Annotated in this window: 21 protein-coding genes and 1 riboswitch; of the genes, 9 read left to right on the top strand and 12 right to left on the bottom strand. The window is 66.1% G+C overall.

What is annotated here, in order from left to right; translation table 11 throughout:
- Positions 1 to 21 precede the first annotated feature (21 nt).
- Positions 22 to 1179: a murein transglycosylase A gene (gene mltA / locus NJ69_RS20990; protein WP_039582765.1), complete on the top strand. Its 1158-nt coding sequence runs from the start codon at positions 22 to 24 to the stop codon at positions 1177 to 1179.
- 66 nt (positions 1180 to 1245) lie between these two features.
- On the opposite strand, the gene NJ69_RS20985 is transcribed toward mltA, so the two are convergent.
- Positions 1246 to 1632: an MAPEG family protein gene (locus tag NJ69_RS20985; protein WP_039582763.1), complete on the bottom strand. Its 387-nt coding sequence runs from the start codon at positions 1630 to 1632 to the stop codon at positions 1246 to 1248.
- A 262-nt stretch (positions 1633 to 1894) separates the two neighbouring features.
- Between NJ69_RS20985 and NJ69_RS20980 the strand changes: the two genes are divergently transcribed.
- Positions 1895 to 3130, top strand: a complete 1236-nt coding sequence (locus NJ69_RS20980) for a cation:proton antiporter (RefSeq protein WP_029614544.1) — start codon at positions 1895 to 1897, stop codon at positions 3128 to 3130.
- A gap of 50 nt (positions 3131 to 3180) precedes the next feature.
- Here the strand turns inward: NJ69_RS20980 and NJ69_RS20975 are convergent, their stop codons facing one another.
- The gene (locus NJ69_RS20975) at positions 3181 to 3582 is read right to left on the bottom strand and encodes an acyl-CoA thioesterase (RefSeq protein ID WP_029614545.1); all 402 of its coding nucleotides are present in this window, start codon (positions 3580 to 3582) and stop codon (positions 3181 to 3183) included.
- Between the two features lie 179 nt (positions 3583 to 3761).
- Positions 3762 to 3857: riboswitch (S-adenosyl-L-homocysteine riboswitch) on the top strand.
- Positions 3858 to 3878: 21 nt separating this feature from the next.
- Here NJ69_RS20975 and ahcY point away from each other — a divergent pair.
- The 4 genes from ahcY (at position 3879) to NJ69_RS20955 (ending at position 9337) form a co-directional block, all read left to right on the top strand.
- Positions 3879 to 5288: an adenosylhomocysteinase gene (gene ahcY / locus NJ69_RS20970; protein WP_039582761.1), complete on the top strand. Its 1410-nt coding sequence runs from the start codon at positions 3879 to 3881 to the stop codon at positions 5286 to 5288.
- Between the two features lie 162 nt (positions 5289 to 5450).
- A complete protein-coding gene (gene metF / locus NJ69_RS20965; protein WP_039582760.1) occupies positions 5451 to 6296 on the top strand; it encodes a methylenetetrahydrofolate reductase [NAD(P)H] in 846 nt (281 codons plus the stop codon).
- 122 nt (positions 6297 to 6418) lie between these two features.
- Complete coding sequence (locus NJ69_RS20960; protein ID WP_039583342.1) at positions 6419 to 7207, top strand: substrate-binding periplasmic protein; 789 nt, start codon at positions 6419 to 6421, stop codon at positions 7205 to 7207.
- Between the two features lie 219 nt (positions 7208 to 7426).
- Positions 7427 to 9337 carry a DEAD/DEAH box helicase gene (locus NJ69_RS20955; RefSeq protein ID WP_039582759.1) on the top strand — a complete coding sequence of 637 codons (1911 nt, stop codon included), beginning with the start codon at positions 7427 to 7429 and terminating at the stop codon, positions 9335 to 9337.
- A 54-nt stretch (positions 9338 to 9391) separates the two neighbouring features.
- Here NJ69_RS20955 and NJ69_RS20950 read toward each other — a convergent pair whose 3' ends face one another.
- The 3 genes from NJ69_RS20950 to NJ69_RS20940 all read right to left on the bottom strand — a co-directional run bounded on the left by NJ69_RS20950 (position 9392) and on the right by NJ69_RS20940 (position 12677).
- On the bottom strand, positions 9392 to 9970 hold the full coding sequence (locus NJ69_RS20950; RefSeq protein WP_029614547.1) for a YceI family protein: 579 nt from the start codon (positions 9968 to 9970) through the stop codon (positions 9392 to 9394).
- 34 nt (positions 9971 to 10004) lie between these two features.
- Positions 10005 to 10556, bottom strand: coding sequence for a cytochrome b (locus NJ69_RS20945; protein ID WP_039582757.1), 552 nt, complete (start codon positions 10554 to 10556; stop codon positions 10005 to 10007).
- A 204-nt stretch (positions 10557 to 10760) separates the two neighbouring features.
- Positions 10761 to 12677: a flavin monoamine oxidase family protein gene (locus tag NJ69_RS20940; protein WP_039582756.1), complete on the bottom strand. Its 1917-nt coding sequence runs from the start codon at positions 12675 to 12677 to the stop codon at positions 10761 to 10763.
- A gap of 305 nt (positions 12678 to 12982) precedes the next feature.
- Here NJ69_RS20940 and NJ69_RS20935 point away from each other — a divergent pair, with 305 nt between their 5' ends.
- On the top strand, positions 12983 to 14389 hold the full coding sequence (locus NJ69_RS20935; protein ID WP_039582754.1) for an adenosylmethionine--8-amino-7-oxononanoate transaminase: 1407 nt from the start codon (positions 12983 to 12985) through the stop codon (positions 14387 to 14389).
- 87 nt (positions 14390 to 14476) lie between these two features.
- Complete coding sequence (locus NJ69_RS20930; protein ID WP_039582753.1) at positions 14477 to 15196, top strand: 16S rRNA (uracil(1498)-N(3))-methyltransferase; 720 nt, start codon at positions 14477 to 14479, stop codon at positions 15194 to 15196.
- A 149-nt stretch (positions 15197 to 15345) separates the two neighbouring features.
- On the opposite strand, the gene trhA is transcribed toward NJ69_RS20930, so the two are convergent.
- The 7 genes from trhA to NJ69_RS20895 all read right to left on the bottom strand — a co-directional run bounded on the left by trhA (position 15346) and on the right by NJ69_RS20895 (position 25281).
- Positions 15346 to 15963, bottom strand: coding sequence for a PAQR family membrane homeostasis protein TrhA (gene trhA / locus NJ69_RS20925; RefSeq protein WP_029614549.1), 618 nt, complete (start codon positions 15961 to 15963; stop codon positions 15346 to 15348).
- Positions 15964 to 16059: 96 nt separating this feature from the next.
- Positions 16060 to 16533, bottom strand: a complete 474-nt coding sequence (locus NJ69_RS20920; RefSeq protein WP_039582751.1) for a chemotaxis protein CheW — start codon at positions 16531 to 16533, stop codon at positions 16060 to 16062.
- Positions 16526 to 21820, bottom strand: a complete 5295-nt coding sequence (locus tag NJ69_RS20915) for a hybrid sensor histidine kinase/response regulator (RefSeq protein WP_245219487.1) — start codon at positions 21818 to 21820, stop codon at positions 16526 to 16528. The genes NJ69_RS20920 and NJ69_RS20915 overlap by 8 nt, the downstream gene beginning before the upstream one ends.
- Before the next feature lie 10 nt (positions 21821 to 21830).
- Complete coding sequence (locus NJ69_RS20910; protein ID WP_052192244.1) at positions 21831 to 23852, bottom strand: methyl-accepting chemotaxis protein; 2022 nt, start codon at positions 23850 to 23852, stop codon at positions 21831 to 21833.
- Between the two features lie 64 nt (positions 23853 to 23916).
- Positions 23917 to 24471 carry a chemotaxis protein CheW gene (locus tag NJ69_RS20905; protein ID WP_039582750.1) on the bottom strand — a complete coding sequence of 185 codons (555 nt, stop codon included), beginning with the start codon at positions 24469 to 24471 and terminating at the stop codon, positions 23917 to 23919.
- Complete coding sequence (gene pilH, locus NJ69_RS20900) at positions 24468 to 24833, bottom strand: twitching motility response regulator PilH (protein ID WP_029614258.1); 366 nt, start codon at positions 24831 to 24833, stop codon at positions 24468 to 24470. Before pilH ends, NJ69_RS20905 begins: the two co-directional genes overlap by 4 nt.
- A gap of 46 nt (positions 24834 to 24879) precedes the next feature.
- Entirely contained in the window at positions 24880 to 25281 is a 402-nt protein-coding gene (locus tag NJ69_RS20895; RefSeq protein ID WP_029614259.1) for a response regulator, read from the bottom strand.
- Positions 25282 to 25515: 234 nt separating this feature from the next.
- Between NJ69_RS20895 and gshB the strand changes: the two genes are divergently transcribed.
- On the top strand, positions 25516 to 26472 hold the full coding sequence (gshB, locus tag NJ69_RS20890; protein WP_029614260.1) for a glutathione synthase: 957 nt from the start codon (positions 25516 to 25518) through the stop codon (positions 26470 to 26472).
- Positions 26473 to 26510: the final 38 nt, after the last annotated feature.

Below are 26510 nucleotides of genomic sequence, written 5' to 3'. Positions count from 1 at the left end.
GCCCCACACAGGACCGCACTTATGAAAACTGTTCTGCGTCCACTCGCCTGGGCGCTTCCGGCCCTGGCCCTGTTGGCCGGCTGCAACGGCGGCGACAGTGAAAAAGCCAAACCCGAGCCCCACGCCATCGCCACCTACAGCAGCGTCGAGTTCAAGGACCTGCCGGCCGTCAGCGACGCCGACCTGCTGGCCGGTTTCCAGGCCTGGCGCAATGGCTGCCAGAAACTCACCCGCGATCCCGTATGGGCCGCCACCTGCGGCGCGGCGGCCTCAGTCCCGGCAGACCCGGCCCAGGTGCGCGGCTTCCTCCAGCAAAACCTGCAGGTCTATGGCCTGCGCTCGGCGCAGAACGATGCCAACGGCCTGATCACCGGTTACTACGAGCCGGTCTATCCAGGCAGCCTCACGCGCTCGGCCACGGCCAACGTGCCGGTCTACGGCCCGCCGGACGACATGATCGTCGTCGACCTGGCCAGCGTGTATCCGGAACTCAAGGGCAAGCGCCTGCGCGGCCGGGTCGAGGGACGCGTACTCAAGCCCTACGACACCGCCGAGGCGATCTATCGCGACGGCGCCAAGGCGCCGGTGCTGGCCTGGCTGACCGACCCGATGGACCTGCAGTTCCTGCAGATCCAGGGCTCGGGCCGGGTACAACTGGAAGATGGCCGGCAACTGCGCCTGGGCTACGCCGATCAGAATGGCCATCCCTACCGGCCCATCGGGCGCTGGCTGGTGGAACAGGGGCAATTGAAGAAAGAAGACGTGACCATGGGCAGCATCCACGCCTGGGCCCAGGCCAATCCGCAACGCGTACCGGAACTGCTGGCGAGCAACCCCAGTTATGTGTTCTTCGCCACCGGCCCCGACAGCAACGAAGGTCCGCGCGGTTCACTGAACGTCCCGCTGACGGCCGGTTACAGCGTGGCCATCGACCGCAAGGTGATTCCCCTGGGCAGCCTGCTGTGGCTCTCCACGACCCGCCCAGACGGCGCGCCCGTGGTACGCCCGGTGGGCGCCCAGGACACCGGTGGCGCGATTACCGGTGAAGTCCGCGCCGACCTGTTCTGGGGCACCGGCCCTGAAGCGGGCGAACTGGCGGGCAACATGAAGCAGCAGGGGCAGATCTGGATGCTCTGGCCCAAGGGCGCAGCATTGCCGGATGTGCCGAAGGTGCCCTGACTGAGGCGATCACCTCAGGGCCGCTTGGCGGCCCTGACGCGCTCGAGCCGAAAGCCCGGAATAGGCTCAGACCGACACCACGAAGAACGACACGATCAACGCCAGCCCGGCGAACCACACCAGCGAGCGCAACGCCGCCCAATCGGCCAGGTAGCAGATGATGTAGAGCAACCGGCTGGTGATGTACATCACGGCCAGCACGTCCTGGGTCACCTGCTCGGCGTTGCCGACGACATCGGCCACCAGCACTGCCGCCGCGAAGGCGGGGAAGGCTTCGTAGCCGTTCTGCTGGGCGGCATGCGCCCTGCGCGGCAGCCCGGAGAGGGTATCGAGGAAGGCACGCGGGTCGCGGTTGTCGCGCATGCCGAAGCGGCCGCTGGCCACCTTGGCGATCAACGCGCACAGCGGCGGCAGGAACAGCGCGATAAGGATGCACCACAGGGCTACGGTCATGTTCAGGCTCCTCGGTTCGGGACAGTCGCAGCGCGATCGCCCGCCTGGGCGCCGGACACCGCTTGCCAACTGGGATCACGCCGTCCGGGAAAGGTTCTGCGGCCAGGCATTGCCCATCCCTGCGAGTCGGACGAAGCGTTCTACCCAGGAACGAAGCTGAGAATTCTGGTCATAAGGTGTGTCCCGATACGCGCATCAGGTCATCAAAGAACTGCACGGACCCTTCGGGTACGATTTGGAAGCCACTGTCACAGGATTCAGGATGCTTGAATTAGTCGCCGCGTTCATCTGCCTCACCACCCTCCTCACTTACGTCAACTACCGGTTCATCGGCCTGCCGCCCGCCATCGGCGTGATGGTCACGGCCTTGCTGTTCTCGCTGATTCTGCAAGGCCTGAGCCTGATCGGCTTTCCGGGTCTGGAGGAGCGCGTCGAGAGCCTGATGAACCAGATCGACTTCAACGACCTGCTGATGCACTGGATGCTGTCGTTCCTGCTGTTCGCCGGCGCCCTGCACGTGAATCTGGGCGACCTGCGCAGCTACCGCTGGCCGATCGGCCTGCTGGCGACCATCGGCGTGCTGATCGCCACCTTCGTGATCGGCTACCTGGCGCACTGGGTGTTCGCGATGTTCGGCTGGGACGTCCCGCTGATCTATTGCCTGCTGTTCGGCGCGCTGATCTCGCCGACCGACCCCATCGCCGTGCTCGGCGCACTGCGCACGGCCAACGCATCCAAACCCCTGAAGACCACCATCGTCGGTGAATCGCTGTTCAACGACGGCACGGCGGTGGTGGTGTTCACCGTGCTGCTGGGCATCATCCAGCTGGGCGAGACCCCGAGCGTGGCCGACACCGCCTTGCTGTTCGCCCGCGAAGCCATTGGCGGCGTGGTGTTCGGTGGCCTCATCGGCTACGCCACCTACCGCATGATCAAGGGCATCGAGCAGTACCAGGTGGAGGTCATGCTGACCCTGGCGCTGGTGATCGGCGGCTCGGCCATGTGCTACGAGCTGCATGTATCGGCACCGATCGCGATGGTGGTGGCCGGTCTGATCATCGGCAACCTGGGGCGCAACCTGGCGATGAACGACATGACCCGCCGCTACATGGACGGTTTCTGGGAACTGATCGACGACATGCTCAACGCCCTGCTGTTCGCCCTGATCGGCCTGGAGCTGTTGCTGCTGCCGTTCAACTGGATGCACCTGGCCGCCGGTGGCGTGCTGGCGGTGGCGGTGCTGGCTTCGCGCCTGCTGACCGTGGCGCCGGCCATCCTGCTGCTGCGCCGCTGGCGCGAAGTGCCGCGCGGCACCGTGCGCGTGCTCACCTGGGGCGGTCTGCGCGGCGGTGTCTCGGTGGCCCTGGCGCTCTCGCTGCCGATGGGCGACGAACGCGACCTGCTGCTGTCGATCACCTACATCGTGGTGCTGTCGTCGATCCTGGTGCAGGGCTTGACCGTCGGCAAAGTGGTCCGCCGGGTCAGCGCCCAGCCCTGACCACGGCTCAGCGCGCTTCGCCGGCCACCGCGCGAAGCGCGCACTGCGCGTTATTGTTCGTCCGCGTCCGGGAACTGGTCGCCGATGTACTTGATGCGGGTCTGCCCATGGGGCGCCGGCAGGCCATCTTCGCCCAGATTGACGAAGACCATGCGGTCCACGGTGAGAATGCTCTTGCGGGTGATCTTGTTGCGCACTTCGCACTTGAGGGTGATGGAGGTGCGGCCGAACTCGGTGGCGGTGATGCCCAGCTCGATGATCTCGCCTTGGCGCGAGGCGCTGACGAAGTTGATCTCGGAGATGTACTTGGTCACCACGCGCTGGTTGCCCAGTTGCACGATGGCGTAGATCGCGGCTTCCTCGTCGATCCAGCGCAGCAGGCTGCCACCGAACAGGGTGCCGTTGGGGTTGAGGTCTTCGGGCTTCACCCACTTGCGCGTGTGGAAATTCATGGCGACTCCTCGGATGCCTGACTGACGGACGACCATGATGGCAGAGCGGCCCACCGGCCTCCACCGGGCATCGACTATCGTCTCGATTAATCGACGGAAAGTCTTGGGTGTGTCACATCGGCGCGGCTATAATCTGCCCGTTTCCAAATGGCCACCCGCTGCGGTGGTCATCCCGCCACCCGTCCGAGGGGCGCTGCAGCAGGTCTTCCTGTCAGGCTCGGACGGGGCGTTGTCCGCTCCAGCGGACGCTCAACGCACAACGGCGCCCATTCGCACACTACGAATGGAGGCTCTTCATGAGCGCTGTAAACACGCCTGCTGGTTTTTCCGATTTCAAGGTCGCCGACATTTCCCTGGCCGACTGGGGCCGCAAGGAAGTCATCATCGCCGAGTCGGAAATGCCGGCGCTGATGGGCCTGCGCCGCAAATACCAGGCTGAGCAACCGCTCAAGGGCGCACGCATCCTCGGCTGCATCCACATGACCATCCAGACCGCCGTGCTCATCGAGACCCTGGTCGCGCTGGGCGCCGAAGTGCGCTGGTCGTCCTGCAACATCTTCTCCACCCAGGACCAGGCCGCTGCCGCCATCGCCGCTGCGGGCATCCCGGTGTTCGCCTGGAAAGGCGAGACCGAGCAGGAATACGAGTGGTGCATCGAGCAGACCATCCTCAAGGACGGTCAGCCATGGGACGCCAACATGGTGCTGGACGACGGCGGTGACCTGACCGAAATCCTGCACAAGAAATACCCGGCCATGCTGGCCAAGATCCACGGCGTCACCGAAGAGACCACCACCGGCGTGCACCGCCTGCTGGACATGCTGGCCAAGGGCGAGCTGAAAGTCCCGGCGATCAACGTCAACGACTCGGTCACCAAGAGCAAGAACGACAACAAGTACGGCTGCCGTCACAGCCTGAACGACGCCATCAAGCGCGGCACCGACCACCTGCTGTCGGGCAAGCAGGCCCTGGTGATCGGCTACGGTGATGTGGGCAAGGGCTCGGCCCAGTCGCTGCGTCAGGAAGGCATGATCGTCAAGGTCACCGAAGTCGACCCGATCTGCGCCATGCAGGCGTGCATGGACGGCTTCGAAGTGGTCTCGCCGTTCAAAGACGGCATCAACACCGGCACCGAAGCCGGTATCAACAAAGACCTGCTGGGCCGCATCGACCTGATCGTCACCACCACCGGTAACGTCAATGTGTGCGACGCCAACATGCTCAAGGCCCTGAAGAAGCGCGCCGTGGTCTGCAACATCGGTCACTTCGACAACGAGATCGACACCGCCTTCATGCGCAAGAACTGGGCATGGGAAGAGGTCAAGCCTCAGGTGCACAAGATCCACCGCACCGGCGCCGGCACCTTCGATCCGCAGAACGACGACTACCTGATCCTGCTGGCCGAAGGCCGTCTGGTGAACCTGGGCAACGCCACCGGCCACCCGAGCCGGATCATGGACGGCTCGTTCGCCAACCAGGTGCTGGCGCAGATCTTCCTGTTCGAGCAGAAGTTCGCCGACCTGAGCGCCGAGAAGAAGGCCCAGCGCCTGACCGTCGAAGTGCTGCCCAAGAAGCTCGACGAAGAAGTGGCCCTGGAGATGGTCCGCGGCTTCGGCGGCGTGGTCACCCAACTGACGCCGCAGCAGGCCGAGTACATCGGCGTGACCGTCGAAGGTCCGTTCAAGCCGGACGCTTACCGCTACTAAGCGGCAAGCCTTGAGCTTCAAGCGGCAAGCAAGGGCGGCGCGCGTGGTTGCCGCGTGAAGCTGCTGTGCTTGGATCTTGATCATGCTACGCCAGGTCGGCCATCACCGAACTGGCGTCTACTTGCAGCTTGAAGCTCGACGCTTGAAGCTGAGGAACCAGAGATGTCACAAGAACGCCGTTACAGCTTCGAGTTCTTCCCGACCAAGACCGACGCCGGCCATGAAAAGCTCATGGCCGTCGCCCGTCAATTGGCGACCTACAACCCCGACTTCTTTTCCTGCACCTACGGCGCCGGCGGCTCGACCCGCGACCGCACGCTCAATACCGTGCTGCAACTGGAAAGCGAAGTGAAGATTCCCGCCGCCCCGCACCTGTCGTGCGTCGGCGACACCAAGGCCGAGCTGCGCGCCCTGATTGCCGAGTACAAGGCGGCCGGGATCAAGCGCATCGTCGCCCTGCGCGGCGACCTGCCGTCCGGCATGGGCATGGCCAGCGGCGAACTGCGCCACGCCAGCGACCTGGTCGAGTTCATCCGTCAAGAGACCGGTGATCACTTCCACCTGGAAGTGGCTGCCTACCCCGAGATGCACCCGCAGGCGCGCAACTTCGAGGACGATCTGGCCAACTTCGTGCGCAAGGTCAAGGCCGGCGCCGACAGCGCCATCACCCAGTACTTCTTCAACGCCGACAGCTATTTCTATTTCGTCGAGCGCGCCCAGAAGTTGGGAGTGGACATCCCGATCGTGCCGGGCATCATGCCGATCACCAACTACAGCAAGCTGGCGCGCTTCTCCGACGCCTGCGGCGCCGAGATCCCGCGCTGGATTCGCAAGCAGTTGGAAGCCTACGCCGACGACAGCGCCAGCATCCAGGCCTTCGGCGAAGAGGTGATCACCGCCCTGTGCGACGAGCTGCTGCAAGGCGGCGCACCGGGGCTGCACTTCTATACCCTGAACCAGGCCGAGCCAAGCCTGGCGGTGTGGCAAAACCTCAAGCTGCCACGCTGATCGGTCGCTGCGAGGCCGCTCCCCCAGGGCTTCAGCGACCTTCAGGAGCGGCCCGCGTCGCTCACTGAATCTGCGAACGCGTGTCACTGGCGTTCGCCGCACAAACGCCTTACCCTCGCCTGATGTCCGCTTTCAACCGTCTGGTCTGCTTACTGCTGCTCGCCTGCCTGAGCCCGTTGGCCCAGGCCGAACGGTTGCGCCTGGTCAGCGACGACTGGGCGCCGTACATCTATCGGCAGTACGGGCGACCCGCCGGGATCGATCACGAAGTGGTCAGCGAAGTGTTCAAACGCCTGGGTGTCGAAGTCGATTGGCAATTCCTGCCCTGGAAGCGCTGCCTGGCGATGGTCGAGCAGGGCCTGGCCGACGGCATCATGGACACCTTTCACGTCGGCGAGCGTGAATCCTATCTGATCTACGCGTCAGAGCCGCTGTCGACGGTCGAGTTCGTGCTCTACCAAGCCAACGCCCGGCCGCATCCCGTACAGCGCCTGGACGACCTGGCAGGCCTCAGGATCGGCACCTCACCTGGCTACACCTATGGCAATGCGCTCGATGACAGCACGCGGCTGCACCGCGAAGACGCCCCCACCCATGAAGCCAACTTCGGCAAACTGATGCTCGGGCGTATCGATCTGCTAATTACCGATCGTCGTGCCGGCCGCTATCTGCGTCAGCAACTGGGCCTGCAGGACAGTGTCCGGGAGCTGCCGCTGGTGATCGAACGCCAGCCGCAATTCCTCGGATTGGCCCGCAAACCGGGCCGCGAAGCGTTGGCCAGGGCCTTCAGCGAAGAGCTGCAGCGGTTCAAGCAGGAACCGGCGTATGCCGCCCTTGCCGCCCGCTACACCCAGGCCGCCGAGGATTTTCTCGACACCGTTGAGCAGCACGATCGCAGCACGCCGCGCTAGCTCTGTTATACTCGGGCCTTCCCGCCCGGCTCACGCCCGGACGCTCGGCCTCGCAACAGGCATCTCGACCAGCAGCGACGCACCTCAGGTGCCCGCCCGCCGCCTCCCGGATGCGCAGTGTAAGCCCAGCTGGACCGGACGCGATCGCATCTCACCGATGCCCGTCGCGCCAGGCAGAACATCCCACAGGGCCCAGCCCACACGAGAACAGGATTGCCCATGTCCTTTGCTTCCCTCGGTCTCTCCGAGGCACTTGTCCGCGCTATCGAGGCTGCGGGCTACACCCAGCCCACCCCGGTGCAACAGCGGGCCATTCCCGCCGTGTTGCAAGGTCGCGACCTGATGGTCGCCGCGCAGACAGGTACTGGTAAAACCGGTGGCTTCGCCCTGCCGATCCTCGAGCGTCTGTTCCCGGATGGCCATCCCGACAAATCCCAGCGTCACGGCCCACGCCAACCGCGCGTGCTGGTCCTGACCCCGACCCGCGAACTGGCGGCGCAAGTCCACGACAGTTTCAAGCTCTACGCTCGCGACCTGCATTTCGTCAGCGCCTGCATCTTTGGCGGCGTCGGCATGAACCCGCAGGTCCAGGCCATGGCCAAGGGCGTCGATGTCCTGGTCGCCTGCCCGGGCCGCCTGCTCGACCTGGCCGGCCAAGGCAGCGTCGACCTGTCGAAGGTCGAAATCCTGGTGCTCGATGAAGCTGACCGCATGCTCGACATGGGCTTCATCCACGACGTCAAGAAGGTGCTGGCCCGCCTGCCGGCCAAGCGCCAGAACCTGCTGTTCTCGGCCACCTTCTCCAAAGACATCACCGACCTGGCCGACAAGCTGCTGCACAACCCCGAGCGCATCGAGGTCACGCCGCCGAACACCACCGTCGAGCGCATCGAGCAACGCGTCTATCGCCTGGCCGCCAGCCACAAGCGCGCGCTGCTGGCGCACTTGATCACCCTCGGTGCCTGGGAACAGGTGCTGGTGTTCACCCGTACCAAGCACGGCGCCAACCGTCTGGCCGAGTACCTGGAAAAGCACGGCCTGACCGCTGCCGCGATCCACGGCAACAAGAGCCAGAACGCCCGCACCAAGGCCCTGGCCGACTTCAAGGCCAATACCGTACGTGTACTGGTCGCCACCGACATCGCCGCCCGCGGCCTGGACATCGATCAGTTGCCGCACGTGGTCAACTTCGAGCTGCCCAACGTCGAGGAAGACTACGTCCACCGTATTGGCCGTACCGGCCGCGCCGGCCGCTCCGGTGAAGCGATCTCGCTGGTCGCGCCGGACGAGGAAAAGCTGCTCAAGAGCATCGAGCGCGTCACTCGGCAGAAGATCGCCGATGGCGACCTGATGGGCTTCGATGCCTCGCAAGTGGAAGCCGAGAAGCCCGAGGTGCGCGAGCGCCAGCCGAACGCCGGTCGCGGCGGTCGCAATCAGCCGCGTGGCGAAGGCAGCAAGGACGGCAGTGGCGGGCGCAAGGACAAAGGCAAGGACAAAGGTCGGGCCAAGTCCCAGGCCGCCGAGAAGCCTGCCGACAAAGACGCCTCTGCCGACAAGTCGCAGGCCAGGAAGCAGGAGCCGCGCAAGCCGCGCGACAATCGCAAGCCTCGTCAACAGCAGGCCGGCCAGGGCCAGACCAGCGCGCCCAAGGCGCCTGCCGACCGCGACCCGGAAGAGTTCCTGGACGATGACGTAGACAACTTTGGTAACCGCGCCGACTACGTCAGCCCGTACCAGAACGGCAAGGGCCAGGGCCGCAATCGCCGTCCCGGCGGCGGTGGACAGGCGCAAGGCCAAGGCCAGCAGCGGGCAGGCTCCGGCCAGCCGCGCAGCAACAACGGCGGCGGTGCTCAGCGCCAAGGTGGTCAAGGTGGCGGTCAGGGCGCAGGCGACAAGCGTCCTCGCAACAACAACGGTGGCGCGCGTCGTGACGGTAATCCGGGACGTGGTCGTCGTGAAGACAGCGCGCGCCAGGAACCGGCCGTGCGCAACCCGCGCGAATCGCAGTCGGCGCCTGTGATCATCCGCAAGGAATCCAAGCTCGACCGTTACCCAACGCCTGAGCAATTGGAAGACGTGCCGAGCCGCCCACGGGGCGAGCGTCCGGCACTGCTGACCCGCAAGGGCTGACAGCAAAAAAGAGGGGCCGCATTTGCGGCCCCTCTCTCGTTCGGCGGGAGAAACTTACTTCTGCTTCACACCTTCCAGCGTGATGTCCAGATCCAGCGTCTGGGACGTCGGGCCTGGGCCTTTGATGCCGAAGTCGTTCAGGTTCAGCGTGGTCTTGGCGTTGAAGCCCGCACGCTCGCCGCCCCACGGATCCTTGCCTTCGCCATTGAAGACGGCCTTGAAGGTGACCGGCTTGGTCACGCCGTGCAGGGTCAGATCACCGGTCACATCGGCGGTCTTGTCACCGGTCGATTTCACCGCGGTGGAGACGAACTTGGCGTCCGGATACTTCGCCACATCGAGGAAGTCGGCGCTGGCAATGTGCTTGTCACGCTCGGCGTGGTTGGACCACAGGCTGGCGGTCTTCACATCGACGCTGATCTTGCTGGCTTCAGGCTTGGCGCTGTCCCAGCTGAAGGCACCGTCGAAGTCCTTGAACGTGCCGTGGATGAAGCTGTAGCCCAGGTGGCTGATCTTCCAGTCGACGAAGGCATGCTGGCCTTCCTTGTCGATCTTGTACTCGGCGGCCATGACCTGGCCGGCAGAGAGCAGAGCGGTACCGAGCGCCAGGGCGGCAAAAGTCTTCTTCAACATCCTTACTTCCTTCCTTTGCAATTGAGGTTGAGGGTCAAGCCTTGCGGCCCAGCATGCGAATGAGGGTCGCGTCACGGTCGATGAAATGGTGCTTCAGGGCGGCCAGGCCATGCAGACCGGCGAAAATCACCAGCCCCCAGGCCAGGTACAGATGAATCACGCCAGCGGTGTCTGCCTGATCGGGCAGATTACTGACCAGCGCCGGCACGTCGAACAGACCGAAGACCGGGATGCCGACACCGTCGGCAGTGGAAATCAGGTAGCCGGCGGTCATCACCGCGAACAGACCCAGATACAGCGCCAGATGGCCCAACTTGGCCGCCACACGGGTGAATGGCCCGTGGTTGGCCGGTGCCGGTGGCGGCGGATTGAGCAGACGCCAGAGCACGCGCAGCACCATCACCGCCAGCAGCACCAGGCCGATGCTCTTGTGCAGGTCAGGTGCGGCCTTGCGCCATGGATCATAGTAGTCGAGCCCGACCATCCACAGACCCAGGCCGAACAGACCGAAGACGGCAAGCGCCACACCCCAGTGAAGGACGATGCTGACGGCGCCGTAGCGCGAAGCAGAATTGCGCAGTTGCATGGTGGCGGAATCCCCGTGAGAGCTGTGCACACGATAACGCACTAAGTATCGAAATAAAGAAGAAAAAACCGCTTCATATTATCGATAGAGTCGATTGATTATTCTGTAATCAGCCTATTAAGGAAACATTAACGCGAACGATTCAGTCCACCCCCCGAAGCCCCGACGAGCGTGTCTCGTCGGAGCCCCTGGACGACGTTGGCGTCAGTTGGCTTGGGTAGCGGTGTTAGCAGCAGGCTGCTTCTTCACCGGCTCGGTTTTGCTCGGCGCCTTCTTCTTCGCCGCCTCGGCCTTGCTGGGTTGCTTGGCGGCAGGCTTGTGGGCCGGCGCGTGCTTCACGGCGGCCTTGGCCGGTGCCGGCTTGGCGGCAGCGGGTTTGCTGGTTGCCTTGACCGGCTCCGGCTTCACCGCAGGCGCGGCAGCCGCAGCGGCCGGGGCAACGGGTTCGGCAGCCGGTGCTGAAGGAGCCGTCACAGCCGGCTCAGCGGCCTTGACGGCCGGTTGCGGCTGCGCGGCAGGCGTCTCGTCAGCACCGAACAGGCGCGAGAAGAAGCCCGGCTTTTCCTTGGCCGGCGCAGCCTCTGGCGCAGGCTTGGCGCTCGGTTCAGGCTTGGCAGCCGGCTTGTCGCCACCGCCGAACAGCCCGGAGAAGAAGCCCGGTTTTTCTTTCGCAGCCACAGCGCCAGCGGCCGCTGCTCCGGCTGCAGCCGCGACCGGCGCGGCCTTGGCCACCGGGTCGAACGACTTGCCCGCCGCCAGGTCCTCGACCTGACCTGCCGCACGCTGGCCGCTGCGCAGCGCGCCTTCCAACGTGCCCGGATACAGCGCGTCGGTGTGCTCACCGGCAAAGGTGACCCGCTGCATTGGACGTTCCCACAGACGCCAGTACTTGCTGATCTGTCCCGGGCCGTAGGCCAGGTAGGCGCCACCGGTGCCCGGGTCGGCGCTGTAGCGCTTGACCTCATAGCCGGTGAACGCGCCACGGGCCTCCGGATAGAAGGCGTGCAGGCGGATCAGCACCTGATCGACCATCTGCTTGTCGCCGAAGGCCTGCAGCAGGCGCGCGTTATCGCCGGACAGGTTGATCACCAGGTTCGCCCCGCCCTTGAGCGCCGGCTCGACCCACAGCATGCCGAGACCGGCGTTGCTGAAGATCTCGCCCGACATCCGCGCGCGGCTTTCCCACACCGGATTCTTGAACTTGAGCAGCAACTGGTCGCGCCAGCCATAGTTGGTGCCCTTGAGCGCAGCCATGTGCTGGGCGTCCAGGCCTGGGGTCATCTGGATCTTCGCCAGCGCCCGCAGCGGCACGGCCAGTACCAGGTAGTCGGCCTGATAGCCGACGGCACCGACCTTCACCGTCACGCCGTCCTTGTCCTGGACGATGGCAGTGACCGGCGAATGGGTCTTGAGGGTCTTGAGCTGCTTGACGAAGGCCTGGGCCAGCACCGGGCTGCCGCCGGGCAAGCGCGCCGCACGCAGGTCACGATCACCGACACCCCGGTACACCCGCGCCTGCTGGGCGAAGTACAGCAGCGACAGGCGCGAAGGCTCGTCGTAACGGGTGCGGATTTCCTGATTGATCAACTGACGCGCAGTGGCGGGCAGTTGCAGCTTGTCGAGCCAGGCCGACACGTTGATCTGGTCGAGGGCGAACAGCGTGCTGCTGGCCGCAGGGTTGAGCGGGTCGTCGATGGAGCGGGCGAGGTCGTCGAGGGTCTTCTCGTAGCGCTTGATCGCGTCGGCCGTGGCGGGCTGCTTGATGGCCAGGTCGGCAGCGCTGAAATACTCGCCGTCGATCAGGTAGCCGGGGGTACGCACGAACTCTGGCGCCGGCAGCGTATCGAGCTTGAAGCGTTGCAGGTACTGATTGAGCACCGGCTGCGCCTTGTCGTTGCCGATCCATTCACTGGTCGCCAGCCCCGAGCGCCCGCCCATGCTGTCCTTGGCCTCAAGCAACGTCACCTGCCAGCCCTTGGCCTGCAGCTCGTAGGCGGCCGTCAGGCCCGCCATGCCGCCACCGACCACGATGGCCGAGGGCGTTTTGTCCTTCGCCAGCGCAGTCGCGCTGGATGCACCTATCAACACCAATGCGCACAGGCGCACCCAAGCAGCAGCCATGTCGGCGAACTCCGGATCAGAAGCGAAATGTAAGTAGGGAGGGATTCCCCGGGAGGCGCGTGAAGAATACGTCAGGAGCCCTCGGCGCCGCCAGCGCGGCGCTATGACGTGAGCCAGACCAGGGCGCCAGGCAATCCAAGGTTGTCGCCACAGGTGCCTTTGCTTAGGCTTACGCCGTCCCAGGGTCTGTCTGGAAAGCATCTGTAGCGGGGAGCACACGCGCACGCGAGCCCCGTTTCAACGCCGTATGGGCGAGTCGATGCCGTTCAGACAGAGCCTAAATGCCCCCGCCAGGAGATTTGCCCATGGGCCTGAATCAACAGTGGATGCAGCGCGACCTCAAGGTCCTGTGGCACCCCTGCACCCAGATGAAAGACCACGAGCACCTGCCGCTGATACCGATTCGTCGCGGCGAAGGCGTGTGGCTGGAGGACTTCGAAGGCAAGCGCTACCTGGATGCGGTCAGCTCCTGGTGGGTCAATGTGTTCGGTCACGCCAATCCGCGCATCAACCAGCGCATCAAGGACCAGGTCGACCAGCTCGAACACGTGATCCTCGCAGGCTTCAGCCACCAGCCGGTGATCGAGTTGTCCGAACGCCTGGTGGCCATGACCCCGGCTGGTCTGGACCGGGTGTTCTACGCCGACAACGGCTCGTCGTGCATCGAAGTGGCGCTGAAGATGAGCTTCCACTACTGGCAGAACAAGGGCCAGCCGGACAAGAAGCGCTTCGTCACCCTGACCAACAGCTACCACGGCGAGACCATCGCCGCGATGTCGGTGGGCGATGTGCCGCTGTTCACCGAAACCTACAAGGCGCTGCTGCTCGACACCCTCAAGGTGCCCAGCCCGGACTGCTACCTGCGCCCGGAAGGCATGGGCTGGGAGGAGCACTCGCGCAACCTGTTCGCGGTGATGGAGCAGACCCTGGCCGAGCACCATGCCAGCGTCGCCGCGGTGATCGTCGAGCCGCTGATCCAGGGCGCCGGCGGCATGCGCATGTACCATCCGGTGTACCTGAAGCTGCTGCGCGAGGCGTGCGATCGCTACGGCGTGCACCTGATCCACGACGAAATCGCCGTGGGCTTCGGCCGCACCGGCACGATGTTCGCCTGCGAGCAGGCCGGCATCCGCCCGGACTTCCTCTGCCTGTCCAAGGCCCTGACCGGCGGCTACCTGCCGCTGGCCGCCTGCCTGACCACCGATGACGTGTACCAGGCGTTCTACGACGACTACCCGACCCTGCGCGCCTTCCTCCACTCGCACAGCTACACCGGCAACCCGCTGGCCTGCGCGGCGGCCTTGGCCACGCTGGACATCTTCGAGCAGGACCAAGTGATCGAGGCCAACAAAGCGCTTTCGGCGCGCATGGCCAGCGCCACCGCGCACCTGGTCGATCACCCGCACGTGGCCGAGGTCCGTCAAACCGGCATGGCCCTGGCCATCGAGATGGTCAAGGACAAGGCCGGCAAGGTCGCCTATCCCTGGCAGGAGCGTCGCGGGCTGAAGGTGTTCGAGCACGCCCTGAGCCGTGGCGCCCTGCTGCGCCCGCTGGGCAGTGTGGTGTACTTCCTGCCGCCGTACGTGATCACCCCGGAGCAGATCGACTTCCTCGCCGAGGTGGCCAGCGAAGGCATCGATATCGCTACCCGTGATCGGGTCAGCGTGGCCGTGCCCGCTGATTTTCACCCGGACTTCCGCGATCCGGGCTAACCCCTCGAGCCCACCGCCAGACCCTGTCGGCATGGCAGTTCGCCGCGCCGACAGAGGATGATGCCCACGCCCCTTTCGAGCCAAACCATGAGACTGTCCCGCTTCTTCATCGACGCCCCCCTGAGCCTCGGCGAGCACGAACTCCCCGAAGCCCAGGCCCATTACATCGGTCGCGTGCTGCGCATGAGCACGGGTGACGCCGTGCAGTTGTTCGACGGCAGCGGCCAGGAGTACCTCGGCCAGTTGCTCGAAGTGGGCAAGAAATCCGTGCGGGTCGGCCTCGACCAGGCCCTGGCCGGTCAGCCGGACTCACCGCTGCACATCCACCTGGGGCAAGGCCTGTCGCGCGGCGAGCGCATGGACTGGGCGATCCAGAAGGCTACCGAGCTGGGCGTCAACGCCATCACCCCGATCGTCAGCGAACGCTGCGAAGTGCGCCTGAAGGACGAGCGCGCCGACAAGCGCCTGGCCCACTGGCGGCAGGTGGCGATCAGCGCCTGCGAGCAATGTGGCCGCTCCAGCCTGCCGACGATCCATGCACCGGTGACCCTGGCCGAGTGGCTGAAAGCGACCGACGCCGACCTGAAGCTGGTGCTGCACCCGGTGGCCGAGCCGCTGGTCAGCCATGCCAAACCCGCACGCCTGGCCTTTTTGATCGGTCCCGAGGGCGGCCTGAGCGAGCTGGAAGTGGAGCAGGCCAACGCCGCCGGTTTCCAGGCTGCCCGCCTCGGCCCGCGCGTGCTGCGCACCGAAACTGCGCCGGTGGTGGCGCTGTCGGTGGCACAGCAGCTGTGGGGCGACTTCTAGGCTCTGTCTGAAAAGTTCTGAAACGCCGGGGAGACAAGGCGAAAACAGCCGAGGAAGCGGAGTTTACTGGTTGTAAATGAGCATTCCGAGGCTGTTTTCAACGCAGGATCACCAAGTATCAGGGCTTTTCAGACAGAGCCTAAAGCCGCTCAGGCCACGTAGAGCGACACCGCGACGAAGTGCATCAGGCTGCCGGCGATGACGAACAGGTGCCAGATGCCGTGCCAGTGACGGAAGCGGCTGTCGAAGGCGAAGAAAATGATGCCGACGGTGTACAACACGCCGCCGGCCGCCAGCCAGGTGAAGCCAGCGGTACCCAACTGACGCAGCAAGGGATCGACCGCCACCAGCACGATCCAGCCCATGACCGCGTAGATGATGATCGACAGGATGCGCGCCTCGGAACGCGGCTTGATCTCCTGCAGCATGCCGATCAGTGCCAGCCCCCAGACCACCCCGAACAAGCTCCAGCCCCACGGCCCGCGCAGGCTGACCAGGCAGAACGGCGTGTAGCTGCCGGCAATCAGCAAATAGATCGACAGATGATCGAGCTTGCGCATGATCACCTTCGTCCGCCCACGGGTGCTGTGGTAGAGCGTGGAGATGCTGTAGAGCAACAGCAGGGTGAAACCGTAGATCGAAAAGCTGACGATCTTCCACGGGTCGCCCTGCAACCCCGCGATGACCACCAGCCAAATGGCACCGACCGCCGCCAGCAAGGCGCCGAACAGGTGAGTCCAAGCATTGAAGCGTTCACCGTAATACATGCAGACAGAGACCTTTTGAAAAAGACGGGGTTCCGGTCTGAAGACCATGCCGCCAGATCGCGGGCAACCCGCGACCAGACCGGTAAAACGACAACTCTACCCCGCCCCAGGTTGCAGATCGGCGTCACGCACCAGACGCTCCAGCGCCGCGAGGTCGGGAACGTGGGCCACTTGCTCGCCCACCTGCACCGCCGCCAGCTCGAACGGCCCCAGGGGCACGTCCACATAGTTGAGCTGGCTGTCGAGCTTGCACGAGCGAGGAATACCCTGCAGCAGCAGCGCCAGGTAGCGCAGGCCGGTATCGCCCAGGGCGTTGAGCACCACGATGCGCGCCCGCTCGCCGCACGGGGTCTGCCCGCCGCAGGCGGCCTCGAAGCCGATCAGCGGCAGGCGCTGCTGGCGCCAGTCGAGCCAGCCCATGTGCCAGTTCAACGCGAAGCGCTCGCACACCCAGGCACGCTCGCCGATCAGTTCGGCAACGGCGACGTTGGGCAGCACCAGGGTGCGGTCGCCCAAAGGCAGCAGCAGCCCGGTCAGGCTGCTGCGCTGGCCGGCGATATGTTCAAGCATGGGGCTGGCTCCAGTGGGCGATGCTTTGCAGCAGGAGCGACTCCTGATACGGCTTGCCGAGGTACTCGTTGACGCCAATGGCCATGGCCCGCTCACGGTGCTTCTGGCCGGTGCGCGAGGTGATCATGATGATCGGCAGCGCGCTCAGACGGCTGTCGCGGCGGATCCGCGTCGCCACCTCGAAACCGTCCATGCGCGGCATTTCGATGTCCAGCAACAGCACGTCGGGACGGTGCTGCTCCAGCAGCGCCATGGCATCGACGCCGTCCTTGGCGGTCAGCACGCTCATGCCGTGCCGCTCGAGCAGGCGGCTGGTGACCTTGCGCACGGTCACCGAGTCGTCCACCACCATCACCAGCAACTGACGTCGCGGCGCCGGGCCCAGCAGCGGGCGTCGTCCGCCCTCGCCCAACGGCAGCCGTGCCAGACGGCGTTGCTGGCCGCGCAGTTGCCCGAGCACGTCGAGAATCAGCACTACCCGGCCATCGCCCAGCAAGGTCGCGCCCGACAGCCCCGGCACCGCAGCGAACTGCGGCCCCAGGCTCTTGACCACGATCTCGCGGCTGGGTGACAGGCCATCGGCCTGGATCGCGAACGACTGCTCCTGAGCATGCACCAGCAGCACCGGCAACGGCACGCGCTGCCCCAACAGTCGCGGACGCGCGACCGCCTGGAGCAGCTCACCGAGATAGCGCAGGGCATAGTCCTGCCCACCGTAGCGGTAGCGCGGCGGGTCCTGCTGGTAACAGGCTTCGAGCTCGGCGGGCGGCACCCGGACGATGCCTTCGATGGTGTTGAGCGGGATCGCGTATTGCTCCTCGCCCAGGTGCACCATCAGCGCCCGATTCAGCGACACCGTGAACGGCAGACGGATCTGGAAGCGCGCGCCCTTGCCGGCACTGGACTCGATGCTCATCGAGCCGCCGAGCTGCTTGACCTCTTCATGCACCACGTCCATGCCCAGGCCGCGACCGGAAATCTGGGTGATCTTCTCGGCGGTGGAAAAGCCAGGGCGCAGGATGAACTGCAAAATCTCGTGATCGCTCAACTGCGCCTGTGGCGCCAGCAGGCCGCGCTTGATGGCCTTGTTGCGCACCGCCTCAAGCGGCACACCGGCGCCATCGTCGCTCATCTCGATGACGATGTCGGCGCCCTCGTGGAGCAGGTCCAGGTGAATGGTGCCCTGCTCCGGCTTGCCGGCCGCCAGGCGCACCTCGCGCGGCTCCAGGCCATGGTCCACGGCGTTGCGCAGCATGTGCTCCAGCGGCGCAACCATGCGTTCGAGCACGCTGCGATCAAGCTCGCCCTCGGCATTGCCGACCACCAGTTCCACCTGCTTGCCCAGCTCGCTGGCCACTTGTCGCACCACGCGCTGCAAGCGCGGCACCAGGCGCTCGAAGGGCACCATCAGGGTGGCGGTCAGGCCCTCCTGCAACTGGCTGTTGATCCGCGCCTGCTGCTGCAACAGGCCCTGCGCTTCCTGGGTCTTGAGCGCCAGGGTTTCCTTCAGGTCGAGCAGGTCGGAGGCCGATTCGAACAGGGCCTGGGACAACTGCTGCAACTGCGAGTGACGGTCCATCTCCAGCGGGTCGAAGTCATCGTAGACATCGCCCTCGGCCTGCCAGCGACCGGCCATACGCCCCTGGGTCTCGGTGTCCAGGCGCAGCAGTTGGTCGCGCATGCGCTCCAACGTGGTTTCCATTTCGCTCAAGGCGAACTGCGCATCGTTGACCTGCTGCTCGATGCGCCCGCGAATGATCGCGTGCTCGCTGGCCAGGTTGCCGAGGTCGTCGAGCAGTTCGGCATCGACCTTGACCAGGTCTGCAGGCGTGCGCTCCGGTGCCAGTGCCGGCGCCTCGGCAGGTTCGGCCTGAACCGTCGCCTGGCCCGCTGCGCTGTCGGTGAGGGCAGCGCTGGAGAAGTTGCGGATGTAGTCGATCAGCGCGGTCGCCGCATGCAGCGGTTGGCCCAGGCGCACGGCATCGATCATTTGCGCCACACGGTCGTGGCAGTTCTGCAACAGGCTGAACAAGGCCGGGGTCGGCGGTAGGCGACCGGCGGCGAGCAGTTCGTAGAGAAACTCGAGCTCGTGGGCCAGATCGCCGATGGCGGCGATCTGCACCATGCGCGCGCCGCCCTTGAGGGTGTGCAGGTCGCGCAGCAGGTTCTCCGCTTCGGCGCGATTGCGCGGGTCGGCCTGCCAACGGGCCAACGCGGCGGCGGCGCTCTCGACGATGTCGGAGCTTTCCTCGAGGAAAACCTCCAGCAGTTCCTTGTCGGCCGGTGCCTGTTCGTCATCGACCGGCGCGTCCAGGGGCAACTGCGACGGCGGGGCATGGCGAAACTCGCGCAGTTCTCCCAGCAGCGCCACCGCCGAGGCGGGCAGTTGGCCCTGGCGCAGGTCGTCGAGCATCTGCGCCAACGCCGCATGGCTGCGCTGCAGCAACTCGGCCAGCGTGCTGTCGGCGCGCAGGCGGCGGTCGACCAGGCCCTCGTAGACCCGTGCCAGCTCCTGGGCCAGCACTTCGACCGGGCCGATCGCCGCCAGTTGCGCGCCGCCGCGCAGGGTCTGCACGTCCTGCTGCAGGGCCGACAACGCCGAGACGCCCTCCGGCGCCTGCTGCCAGCGCTGCAGGGCCTGCTGGGCGCTGTCGAGGAGGTCGCTGGCTTCGTCGAGGAACAGTTGCACCACCGCCGGTTCCGGCAGGTCCACGGCTACCGCCAGCGGCGTCACGCCGTCGGCACCGACCACACCGCTGGCGGCCGGGTCGAGCGCACCGTCGAGCAGCGCGCGCAAGGCGTGCTGGCAGTCGTCGGCTGGCGTGATGTCCTGCCCGGCGGCGATCTCGTCGAACATGTCGAGCAGCCGTTCATGGGCCTGGCGCGCCTGGACGAAAAAGCGCGCATCGGCCACCAGACGCCCCTCCTCCACGGCCCCGTACAGGTCGAGCAAGGCTTCGCAGAGCGCGTCCACCTGCCAGAAATCGGCCAAGTGGGCGGCGTGGCCCAGGGTGGTCAATTCGTCCAGCAAGGTCTCCAGCGCCTGGCCCTCGCGAGGGTGCTCCTGCCAGCGCGACAGCAGCGATTCGGCATCGAGCAGGCTGTCCATGCCTTGGGCCAGGAAGCTGGCGATGATCTGCGGGTCGCGGCGTACGCGGCGCGCGTGCGCAGGCTCGTGCTGCAATGCAGCCAGGCGCGCATCCACCGCCTCGCCCACCTGTTCGATCAGGGCGGCGGCGCCGGGGATGGCCGCCAGTGGCGCACTGTCGAGCTGCGCCAGGCCCTGCCGGAACAGCATGCCAGCCGCAGTCAGCGCGTCCAGATCGCTTACCTGCACCGGCAATTGATGCACTTTGTACTCGCGCGCCAGACGGTCGAAGGCAGTGGCCAACTCGGCGATAGGCATCACCCCGGCCATGGCCGCGCTGCCCTTGAGCGTGTGCAGGGCACGCTGCAGGGCGTCGGTGACCGCTGCATCCTGACCCTGGGCAGCAAGCAGAAACGCGTCGAGGCTGGCCAGGTGGCCCTGGGCTTCGTTGCGGAAGATCTCCAGCAACTGCGGGTCGAGCCCTTCGACGGTGCTGGGCGGCGGCTTGTCGCGCACCGCCAGGGCATGCAAGTGATCGCCCAGCCGCTCAAGCTCCGCCAGGCGTGGCGGCTGACCGACGGCGAAATCGGCGAGCAGGTCGGGTAGATGCACGAAGGCTTGCTGCAAGGCCACCAGGCCCTCGCCGCCCAGCGCGACGCGCCCTTCGAGGGCGCGATTGAGCAAATGTTCGGCCGCCCAGGCCAGTTCGGCCACGGCCCGCGCCTCGACCATCCGCCCGCTGCCCTTGAGCGTGTGCAGGGCGCGGCGCAGGGCGATCAACGCCTCGCGCGGGTGATCGTCGGCGCGCCAGCGCAACCACTGGCGCTCGATTTCCGGCAGCAGCTCGCCGGCTTCTTCGAGGAACACCTCGCGCAGGGTCTCGTCAACGCCGTCCTGTGCGGCGGGCAGTTCACCCGCCTCGGTCTCGCCGCTGCCGCGCAGCCCCAACGAGGCCAGGCGGGTGCCGGCCAGATCGAGAAAATGCCCGGCATCGGCCAGCGGGTCCGCCACTTGCCATTGCAGGTAACACTCCAGCGCACTCAGGGCCTCGGCCAGCGGTGTGAGCTGCGCCTCGGGCGGCACCTGTTCCAGCGGCAGCAGCGCGTCCTGCACATGGGCCGCGCACAGGCCGAACAACTCGGACGCGTTCGCCAACATGAGCATGGCCAGCGCGCCGCGTACTTGCTGCAACAGGCCCGGCAACGGTAACAGGCGCTGACGCGACCAGTCGCACTCCAGGCAGTCGCTCAGCAGGTCCTTGGCCTGTTGCAGCACCGACAGCGATTCTTCGAACACCCGCTGGCGGATTTCGCCCAGCTCGGCGCCGGGCATGCCGCCTTCCAGCCCTTCGGCCAGGCCGCCGACCATACCGTTGAGCGTCGCCTCGACGTACAGCAGGGCGCCGGCTACATCCATCAGCAGCGCATCGCTGACCGCCTTCTCACCCTCGACCAGCGCCTGCAACGCCAGCACCTGATCGATGATCACGCGTCGTGGCTGCTGGAAGCCGAGCACCGCCAGGGTGTCGGCCACGTGCCGCAGCGGCGCCAGCAAGCGTTGCAGCGGCTCGCGCGGGGCTTGGCCACCGGCCATGAACGGATCGAGGCGCTCCTTGATGCGCACCAGGTCGTCGCACAGGGCGGTGATCACCGAGCGCAGGGCATCGCGCCCCTGACCGGCCTGCAACTGGTCGCGCCAACTGCCCAGCGACAGGTCGAGATTGGCCAGGTCACTGGCCCCAGCCAGGCGCTGCGCGGCCTCGCCCATCAGGCTGTCCTGGGCCAGCGCCTCGGCGCCGCGGCACAGGCGCAACTGGTTGAGCAGCGGCAGCACCACCAGCGGCAGGTCGTGGCGCGGGCCGCGCAGGCGCTCGAGGTAGGACGGCAGTTGCTCCAGGCCACGGAACAGCGCGCCGAGGCAGTCGCCGCGCGGGCTGACCTGGCCGTCGAGCAGCGCCCGCCCGAGCTGTTCGAGCTCTTCGGCCAGGCGCGCGGCGCCCTTGAGTTCGAGCAGCGCCAGGCAGCCATGGACCTGGTGCAGGTTGTCCACCATCGGCGCCAGGTGGGCAGGCTCGCCCGGTTCGCTGGCGAAGCGTTCGAGGGCCTGGCGGGCCTGGGCCAGGCATCCGGCGATGGCCGGCTTGCTCCAGCTCAGGGCGACGGTGTCGTGGCGTGCGGGGTTCATGGAGGTGATGGCCATCGACGGCGCCTCAGTTCGGCTCGGCCGGCGGCGGCAGGGTGAACCCCGAGACCGAGCGACGCATCTCGCTGGCCATCTTCGCCAGGTGGCGGATGCTGTCGGCGGTGGCGCCGGAGCCGTGGGAAGTCTGTGCGGTGATCTGCTGGATCACCGCCATGGTGTGGGAAATCTGCCCGGCCGACGAGGTCTGCAATTGCGCGGCATCGGAAATGCTGTGGATCAGGTCGGCCAGGGTCTGCGACACGCCTTCGATCTCGGCCAGGGCCACGCCGGCGTCCTGGGCCAGGCGCGCGCCGCGCACCACTTCGGCGGTGGTCTGCTCCATGGAGATCACCGCTTCGTTGGTGTCGGCCTGGATGGTGCGCACCAGCGCCTCGATCTGCCGGGTGGCCGACGACGAGCGCTCGGCCAGGCGCTGGACTTCATCGGCGACCACCGCAAAACCGCGACCGGCCTCGCCCGCCAGCGACGCCTGGATCGCCGCGTTGAGGGCCAGGATGTTGGTCTGCTCGGCAATGTCGTCGATCAGGCTGACGATATCGCCGATCTCCTGGGACGACTCGCCCAGGCGCTTGATGCGCTTGGCGGTGTCCTGGATCTGCTCGCGGATGTTGTCCATGCCGTCGATGGTGTTGTGCACCACTTCGTTGCCTTTGTTGGCGATGGCCACCGAGCGCTCGGCCACCTTGGCCGACTCGTAGGCGTGGGCCGACACGCGGTCGATCGACTCGACCATGTCGCCCACCGCCAGCGACGCCTCGCTGATCTGATCGGCCTGGTGCTCCGAGGCCTTGGCCAACTGGCGCGCGGTGTTCTGGGTATCCTGCACGGCGGCGGCGACCTGCTCGGCACTGTGGTTGATGGTCGCCACCAGGTCGCGCAACTGGTCCACCGAATAGTTGATGGAATCGGCGATGGCCCCGGTGAAGTCTTCGGTGACCGAGACATTCACGGTCAGGTCGCCGTCGGCCAGCTCTTCGATCTCGTCGAGCAGGCGCATGATCGCCTGCTGGTTGCGTTCGTTCTTCTGCGCCGTGTCGCGCAACTGGCGATTGGTGGCGCGCACCATCACCAGGCCGATGAGGATGATCGAGGTCAGCGCCAGCAGGCCCAGCACGTAGCCGCCCACGGTATCCAGGGTGCGTCCGGCCAGGTTCTCGAAGCCGGTGGCCAGATGCGAGGCTTCGTCGAGCAAGGTCTGCGACAGGCTGAAGATGTTGCTCGCCGCCTCGCGCACGCGCTGCAGCTCTGGGGAGGTTTCGAGAATTTCGTCCACCGAACCGGAGACGAACTGGAACAGCTCGGCGATTTCGGCCAGGCGCGCACGGGCGTCGGGGTCTTCGACGCGGGTCACCTGGATCGCGGCATTGCCGTCGAGCATGCCCTGCAGCACCTGGCCGAAGCGGCTGGCATCGCGGCCGAAGGTGTCGGCGGCCTGCACCGCCGCCTCGTCGCCGCCAAGCACGGTGTTGACCGAGCCGAGAATCCGCTCGGCCAGCAGCAACTGGCGCTGGGCCACGGCCACCTGACTGGCCGGTGCGCCGCTTTGCAGGAGGATTTCCACCACTTTCTCGTACTCGACCTGCAACTGCGGCACGGTCTCGGCCAGGGTCGCCGCCACTTGATGCAACGACAGCACGGTCTGTTCGCTGGCCAGGATGGTGTCGGTGTTGCGGCGCAGGTTTTCCCAGTCCTGGCGCACTGCGTCCATCTCGTCGCGCACGGTGGCCGGCGCCGGTGGCAGCCCGGTGGTCTTGTCGCCCTCGCGCAGGTACTTCCAGCGCCGCTCGAAGTCGTTGCGTGCATCGGACAGCAGACGGAACGCCAAGGCCTTGCCCGCCGCCGCTTCGGTGGCGTTCTTGGCGATGCGCTGGGACAGCACGCGCAGCTCGCCGGCATGACCGATGTACTGCTTGTCGTGGCTGGACTGGGTGTTGAGGTAGGCGAAGTTGGCGAACAGCAGCACGATCGACAGGATCAGCACCACGAACAGCACGGTGATCTGCGCGGTGCTGCGCGGACGCTGGGCCACCGCTTCCGGAACGACGGTCGGGGTGGGCTTGCTGGGGATCGAAGGGTTCACTGTCGCAGGGGCCTCACAACGCCACATCGAGAAAGCCTGGCGCCTGGGCCAGGGCGAAAGGGCTGAAGATCGCCCAGTTGTGCTCGCGGGGGAAATGCCCCTGTACGAACGGCGCCGCCGCGCGAATCAGCGGCTGCGGCGGCGACAGCGCGAGGCTGTCGAGGGCGAAATGCTGCAGGCCGACCACTTCGTCGACCAGCAGACCGACGAACAGGTCGTCGTGGTCCAGCACCAGCACCCGCCGCTGCTTGCCCGCCGCTGCCGGGCCGAGGCCAAGAAAGGCCGACAGGTCCATCACCGGCAGCAATCTGCCGCGCAGGTTGGCCACCCCACGCACCCAGGGCTGCACGCCCGGCACGCGGCTGCTGCGCGGCTCGCGCAGCACTTCGGCGATTTCCCCCATGGGCGCGACGAACCACTGCCCGGCGATGCGAAAACCGATGCCGCTCCAGTGCTGCAGGCGCGTGTCCTGCGGCGGCTGGTCGGCCACCAGCAGGCGGCAACGGCGGTCGATGTCCAGCAGCAGCTCGAACGCGGTCAGCGACGCGCCCTGGGGGCGGGTGGTCAAGTGCCCAGCACTTCGGCCAGCTTGGCGATCAGCGCGTGTTCTTCCACGGGTTTGGTGAGGAAGTCGCGCGCGCCTTGGCGCGTGGCCCAGATGCGGTCGGTGTCCTGGTCCTTGGTGGTGACCATGATCACCGGAATGGCGCAGGTCTCGGGGTCTTTGCTCAACTGCCGGGTGGCCTGGAAGCCGTTCATGCCCGGCATGACGATGTCCATGAGCACCGCGTCGGGTTTTTCCTGGCGCGCCAGGGCCACGCCGTCTGCACCGGTTTCGGCCTTGAGCACCTCGTAACCGTGTTGTTGCAGCCATCCGGTGAGTTTTTGCATCTCTGTCTGCGAGTCGTCGACGATCAGAACTCGGGCCATGCGGTTTCCCCATCAGAAACATGAAGACCGCGCCGGCGCGGCGCGGTCAGGGTGCGTGGTGTGCATGTTCGGCGAATCCGGGCACATGCACGCGGATCGCTTCGAGCAATTCTTCCTTGGTGAACGGTTTGGTCAGGAATTGGTCGGAGCCGACCACCCGCCCACGGGCCTTGTCGAACAGGCCATCGCGCGAGGACAGCAACACCACCGGGGTGTCCTTGAACAGCGCGTTGTGCTTGATGATCGCGCAGGTCTGGTAGCCGTCCAGGCGCGGCATCAGCACATCGACGAAGATGATCCGCGGCGCATGATCGACGATCTTGGCCAGGGCATCGAAACCGTCGCTGGCGGTGATCACCTCGCAACCCACCTCCCCCAGCAGCGTCTGGGCGGTCCGGCGGATGGTGCGCGAGTCGTCGATCACCATCACCTTCAGAGGTTGTTCCATAGACGTCTACCCGTGCGCAGGTGAGTGCAGACGCGCAAGCCACAGCAGAAGCGCAGACCGAGCCGATCCGCGTCCATTCGCCGCTTGCCGCTACACGCTCGAAGCTGCTTTTTTAACACAGTCCGCAGGGCCATTGCATCTGCCTGCCCCTTGACCCGCCGCGTTTGCGGCGCCACCCTGAGCCACTTTTCTTTCGTGCCATCGCGGCCGCAGGTCGCCAAGAGGATTTACCCCATGAGCGTTCGCCTCGGGATTGTCATGGACCCCATCGCGTCCATTTCCTATAAGAAGGACAGTTCGCTGGCCATGCTGCTGGCGGCGCAGGCGCGCGGCTGGAGCCTGTTCTACATGGAGCAGCGCGACCTGTACCAGGGCACCGGGCAGGCGCGCGCGCGCATGCGCCCGCTGAAGGTGTTCGCCGATGCCACGCGCTGGTTCGAGCTGGGCGAGGAACAGGACAGCGCTCTGGGCGAGCTGGACGTGATCCTGATGCGCAAGGATCCGCCGTTCGACATGGAGTTCGTCTACAGCACCTACCTGCTGGAGCAGGCCGAGCGCGACGGCGTGTTGATCGTCAACAAGCCGCAGAGCCTGCGCGACTGCAACGAGAAGCTGTTCGCCACGCAGTTCCCGCAGTGCATGGCGCCGACGCTGGTCAGCCGCCGCGCCGACATCCTGCGCGAGTTCGCCGCCACCCACGGCGACGTGATCCTCAAGCCGCTCGACGGCATGGGCGGGGCGTCGGTGTTCCGCCATCGCCAGGGCGACCCGAACCTGTCGGTGATCCTGGAAACCCTGACCCAGCACGGCCACCAGCAGATCATGGCGCAGGCCTACCTGCCGCAGATCGTCGATGGCGACAAGCGTATCCTGATGATCGACGGCGAGCCGGTGCCCTACTGCCTGGCGCGCATCCCGGCCAGCGGCGAAACCCGTGGCAACCTGGCCGCAGGCGGTCGCGGCGAAGCCCGCCCGCTGACCGAGCGCGACCGCTGGATCGCCGCCCAGGTCGGTCCGACCCTGCGCGAAAAAGGCTTGCTGTTCGTGGGCCTGGACGTGATCGGCGACTCGCTGACCGAAATCAACGTCACCAGCCCGACCTGCATCCGCGAAATCGACGCGGCCTACAACACCGACATCGGCGGCCAACTGATGGACGCCATCGAGCGCCAGCTTAGCGCTCAGCGCTAAGCTGGCGCTCAGCGGCAAGCGGTAAGCTACAAGCGGCA

It is taken from the genome of Pseudomonas parafulva, assembly GCF_000800255.1.
Classification (GTDB): Bacteria; Pseudomonadota; Gammaproteobacteria; order Pseudomonadales; family Pseudomonadaceae; genus Aquipseudomonas; species Aquipseudomonas boreofloridensis.
The sequence above is the reverse complement of the archived record's forward strand: the minus strand, read 5'-3'. Positions and strand labels throughout refer to the sequence as shown.

Excerpts from the sequence above, each read along its gene's own strand:
- NJ69_RS20945 (WP_039582757.1), bottom strand. The coding sequence starts at position 10,556 with ATGCAACTGCGCAATTCTGCTTCGCGCTACGGCGCCGTCAGCATCGTC.
- NJ69_RS20895 (WP_029614259.1), bottom strand. The coding sequence starts at position 25,281 with ATGGAACAACCTCTGAAGGTGATGGTGATCGACGACTCGCGCACCATC.
- NJ69_RS20985 (WP_039582763.1), bottom strand. The coding sequence starts at position 1,632 with ATGACCGTAGCCCTGTGGTGCATCCTTATCGCGCTGTTCCTGCCGCCG.
- NJ69_RS20955 (WP_039582759.1), top strand. The coding sequence starts at position 7,427 with ATGTCCTTTGCTTCCCTCGGTCTCTCCGAGGCACTTGTCCGCGCTATC.
- NJ69_RS20975 (WP_029614545.1), bottom strand. The coding sequence starts at position 3,582 with ATGAATTTCCACACGCGCAAGTGGGTGAAGCCCGAAGACCTCAACCCC.
- NJ69_RS20960 (WP_039583342.1), top strand. The coding sequence starts at position 6,419 with ATGTCCGCTTTCAACCGTCTGGTCTGCTTACTGCTGCTCGCCTGCCTG.
- ahcY (WP_039582761.1), top strand. The coding sequence starts at position 3,879 with ATGAGCGCTGTAAACACGCCTGCTGGTTTTTCCGATTTCAAGGTCGCC.
- NJ69_RS20920 (WP_039582751.1), bottom strand. The coding sequence starts at position 16,533 with ATGCTTGAACATATCGCCGGCCAGCGCAGCAGCCTGACCGGGCTGCTG.
- gshB (WP_029614260.1), top strand. The coding sequence starts at position 25,516 with ATGAGCGTTCGCCTCGGGATTGTCATGGACCCCATCGCGTCCATTTCC.
- NJ69_RS20940 (WP_039582756.1), bottom strand. The coding sequence starts at position 12,677 with ATGGCTGCTGCTTGGGTGCGCCTGTGCGCATTGGTGTTGATAGGTGCA.
- NJ69_RS20930 (WP_039582753.1), top strand. The coding sequence starts at position 14,477 with ATGAGACTGTCCCGCTTCTTCATCGACGCCCCCCTGAGCCTCGGCGAG.
- pilH (WP_029614258.1), bottom strand. The coding sequence starts at position 24,833 with ATGGCCCGAGTTCTGATCGTCGACGACTCGCAGACAGAGATGCAAAAA.
- mltA (WP_039582765.1), top strand. The coding sequence starts at position 22 with ATGAAAACTGTTCTGCGTCCACTCGCCTGGGCGCTTCCGGCCCTGGCC.
- NJ69_RS20980 (WP_029614544.1), top strand. The coding sequence starts at position 1,895 with ATGCTTGAATTAGTCGCCGCGTTCATCTGCCTCACCACCCTCCTCACT.
- NJ69_RS20935 (WP_039582754.1), top strand. The coding sequence starts at position 12,983 with ATGGGCCTGAATCAACAGTGGATGCAGCGCGACCTCAAGGTCCTGTGG.
- trhA (WP_029614549.1), bottom strand. The coding sequence starts at position 15,963 with ATGTATTACGGTGAACGCTTCAATGCTTGGACTCACCTGTTCGGCGCC.
- NJ69_RS20915 (WP_245219487.1), bottom strand. The coding sequence starts at position 21,820 with ATGGCCATCACCTCCATGAACCCCGCACGCCACGACACCGTCGCCCTG.
- metF (WP_039582760.1), top strand. The coding sequence starts at position 5,451 with ATGTCACAAGAACGCCGTTACAGCTTCGAGTTCTTCCCGACCAAGACC.
- NJ69_RS20950 (WP_029614547.1), bottom strand. The coding sequence starts at position 9,970 with ATGTTGAAGAAGACTTTTGCCGCCCTGGCGCTCGGTACCGCTCTGCTC.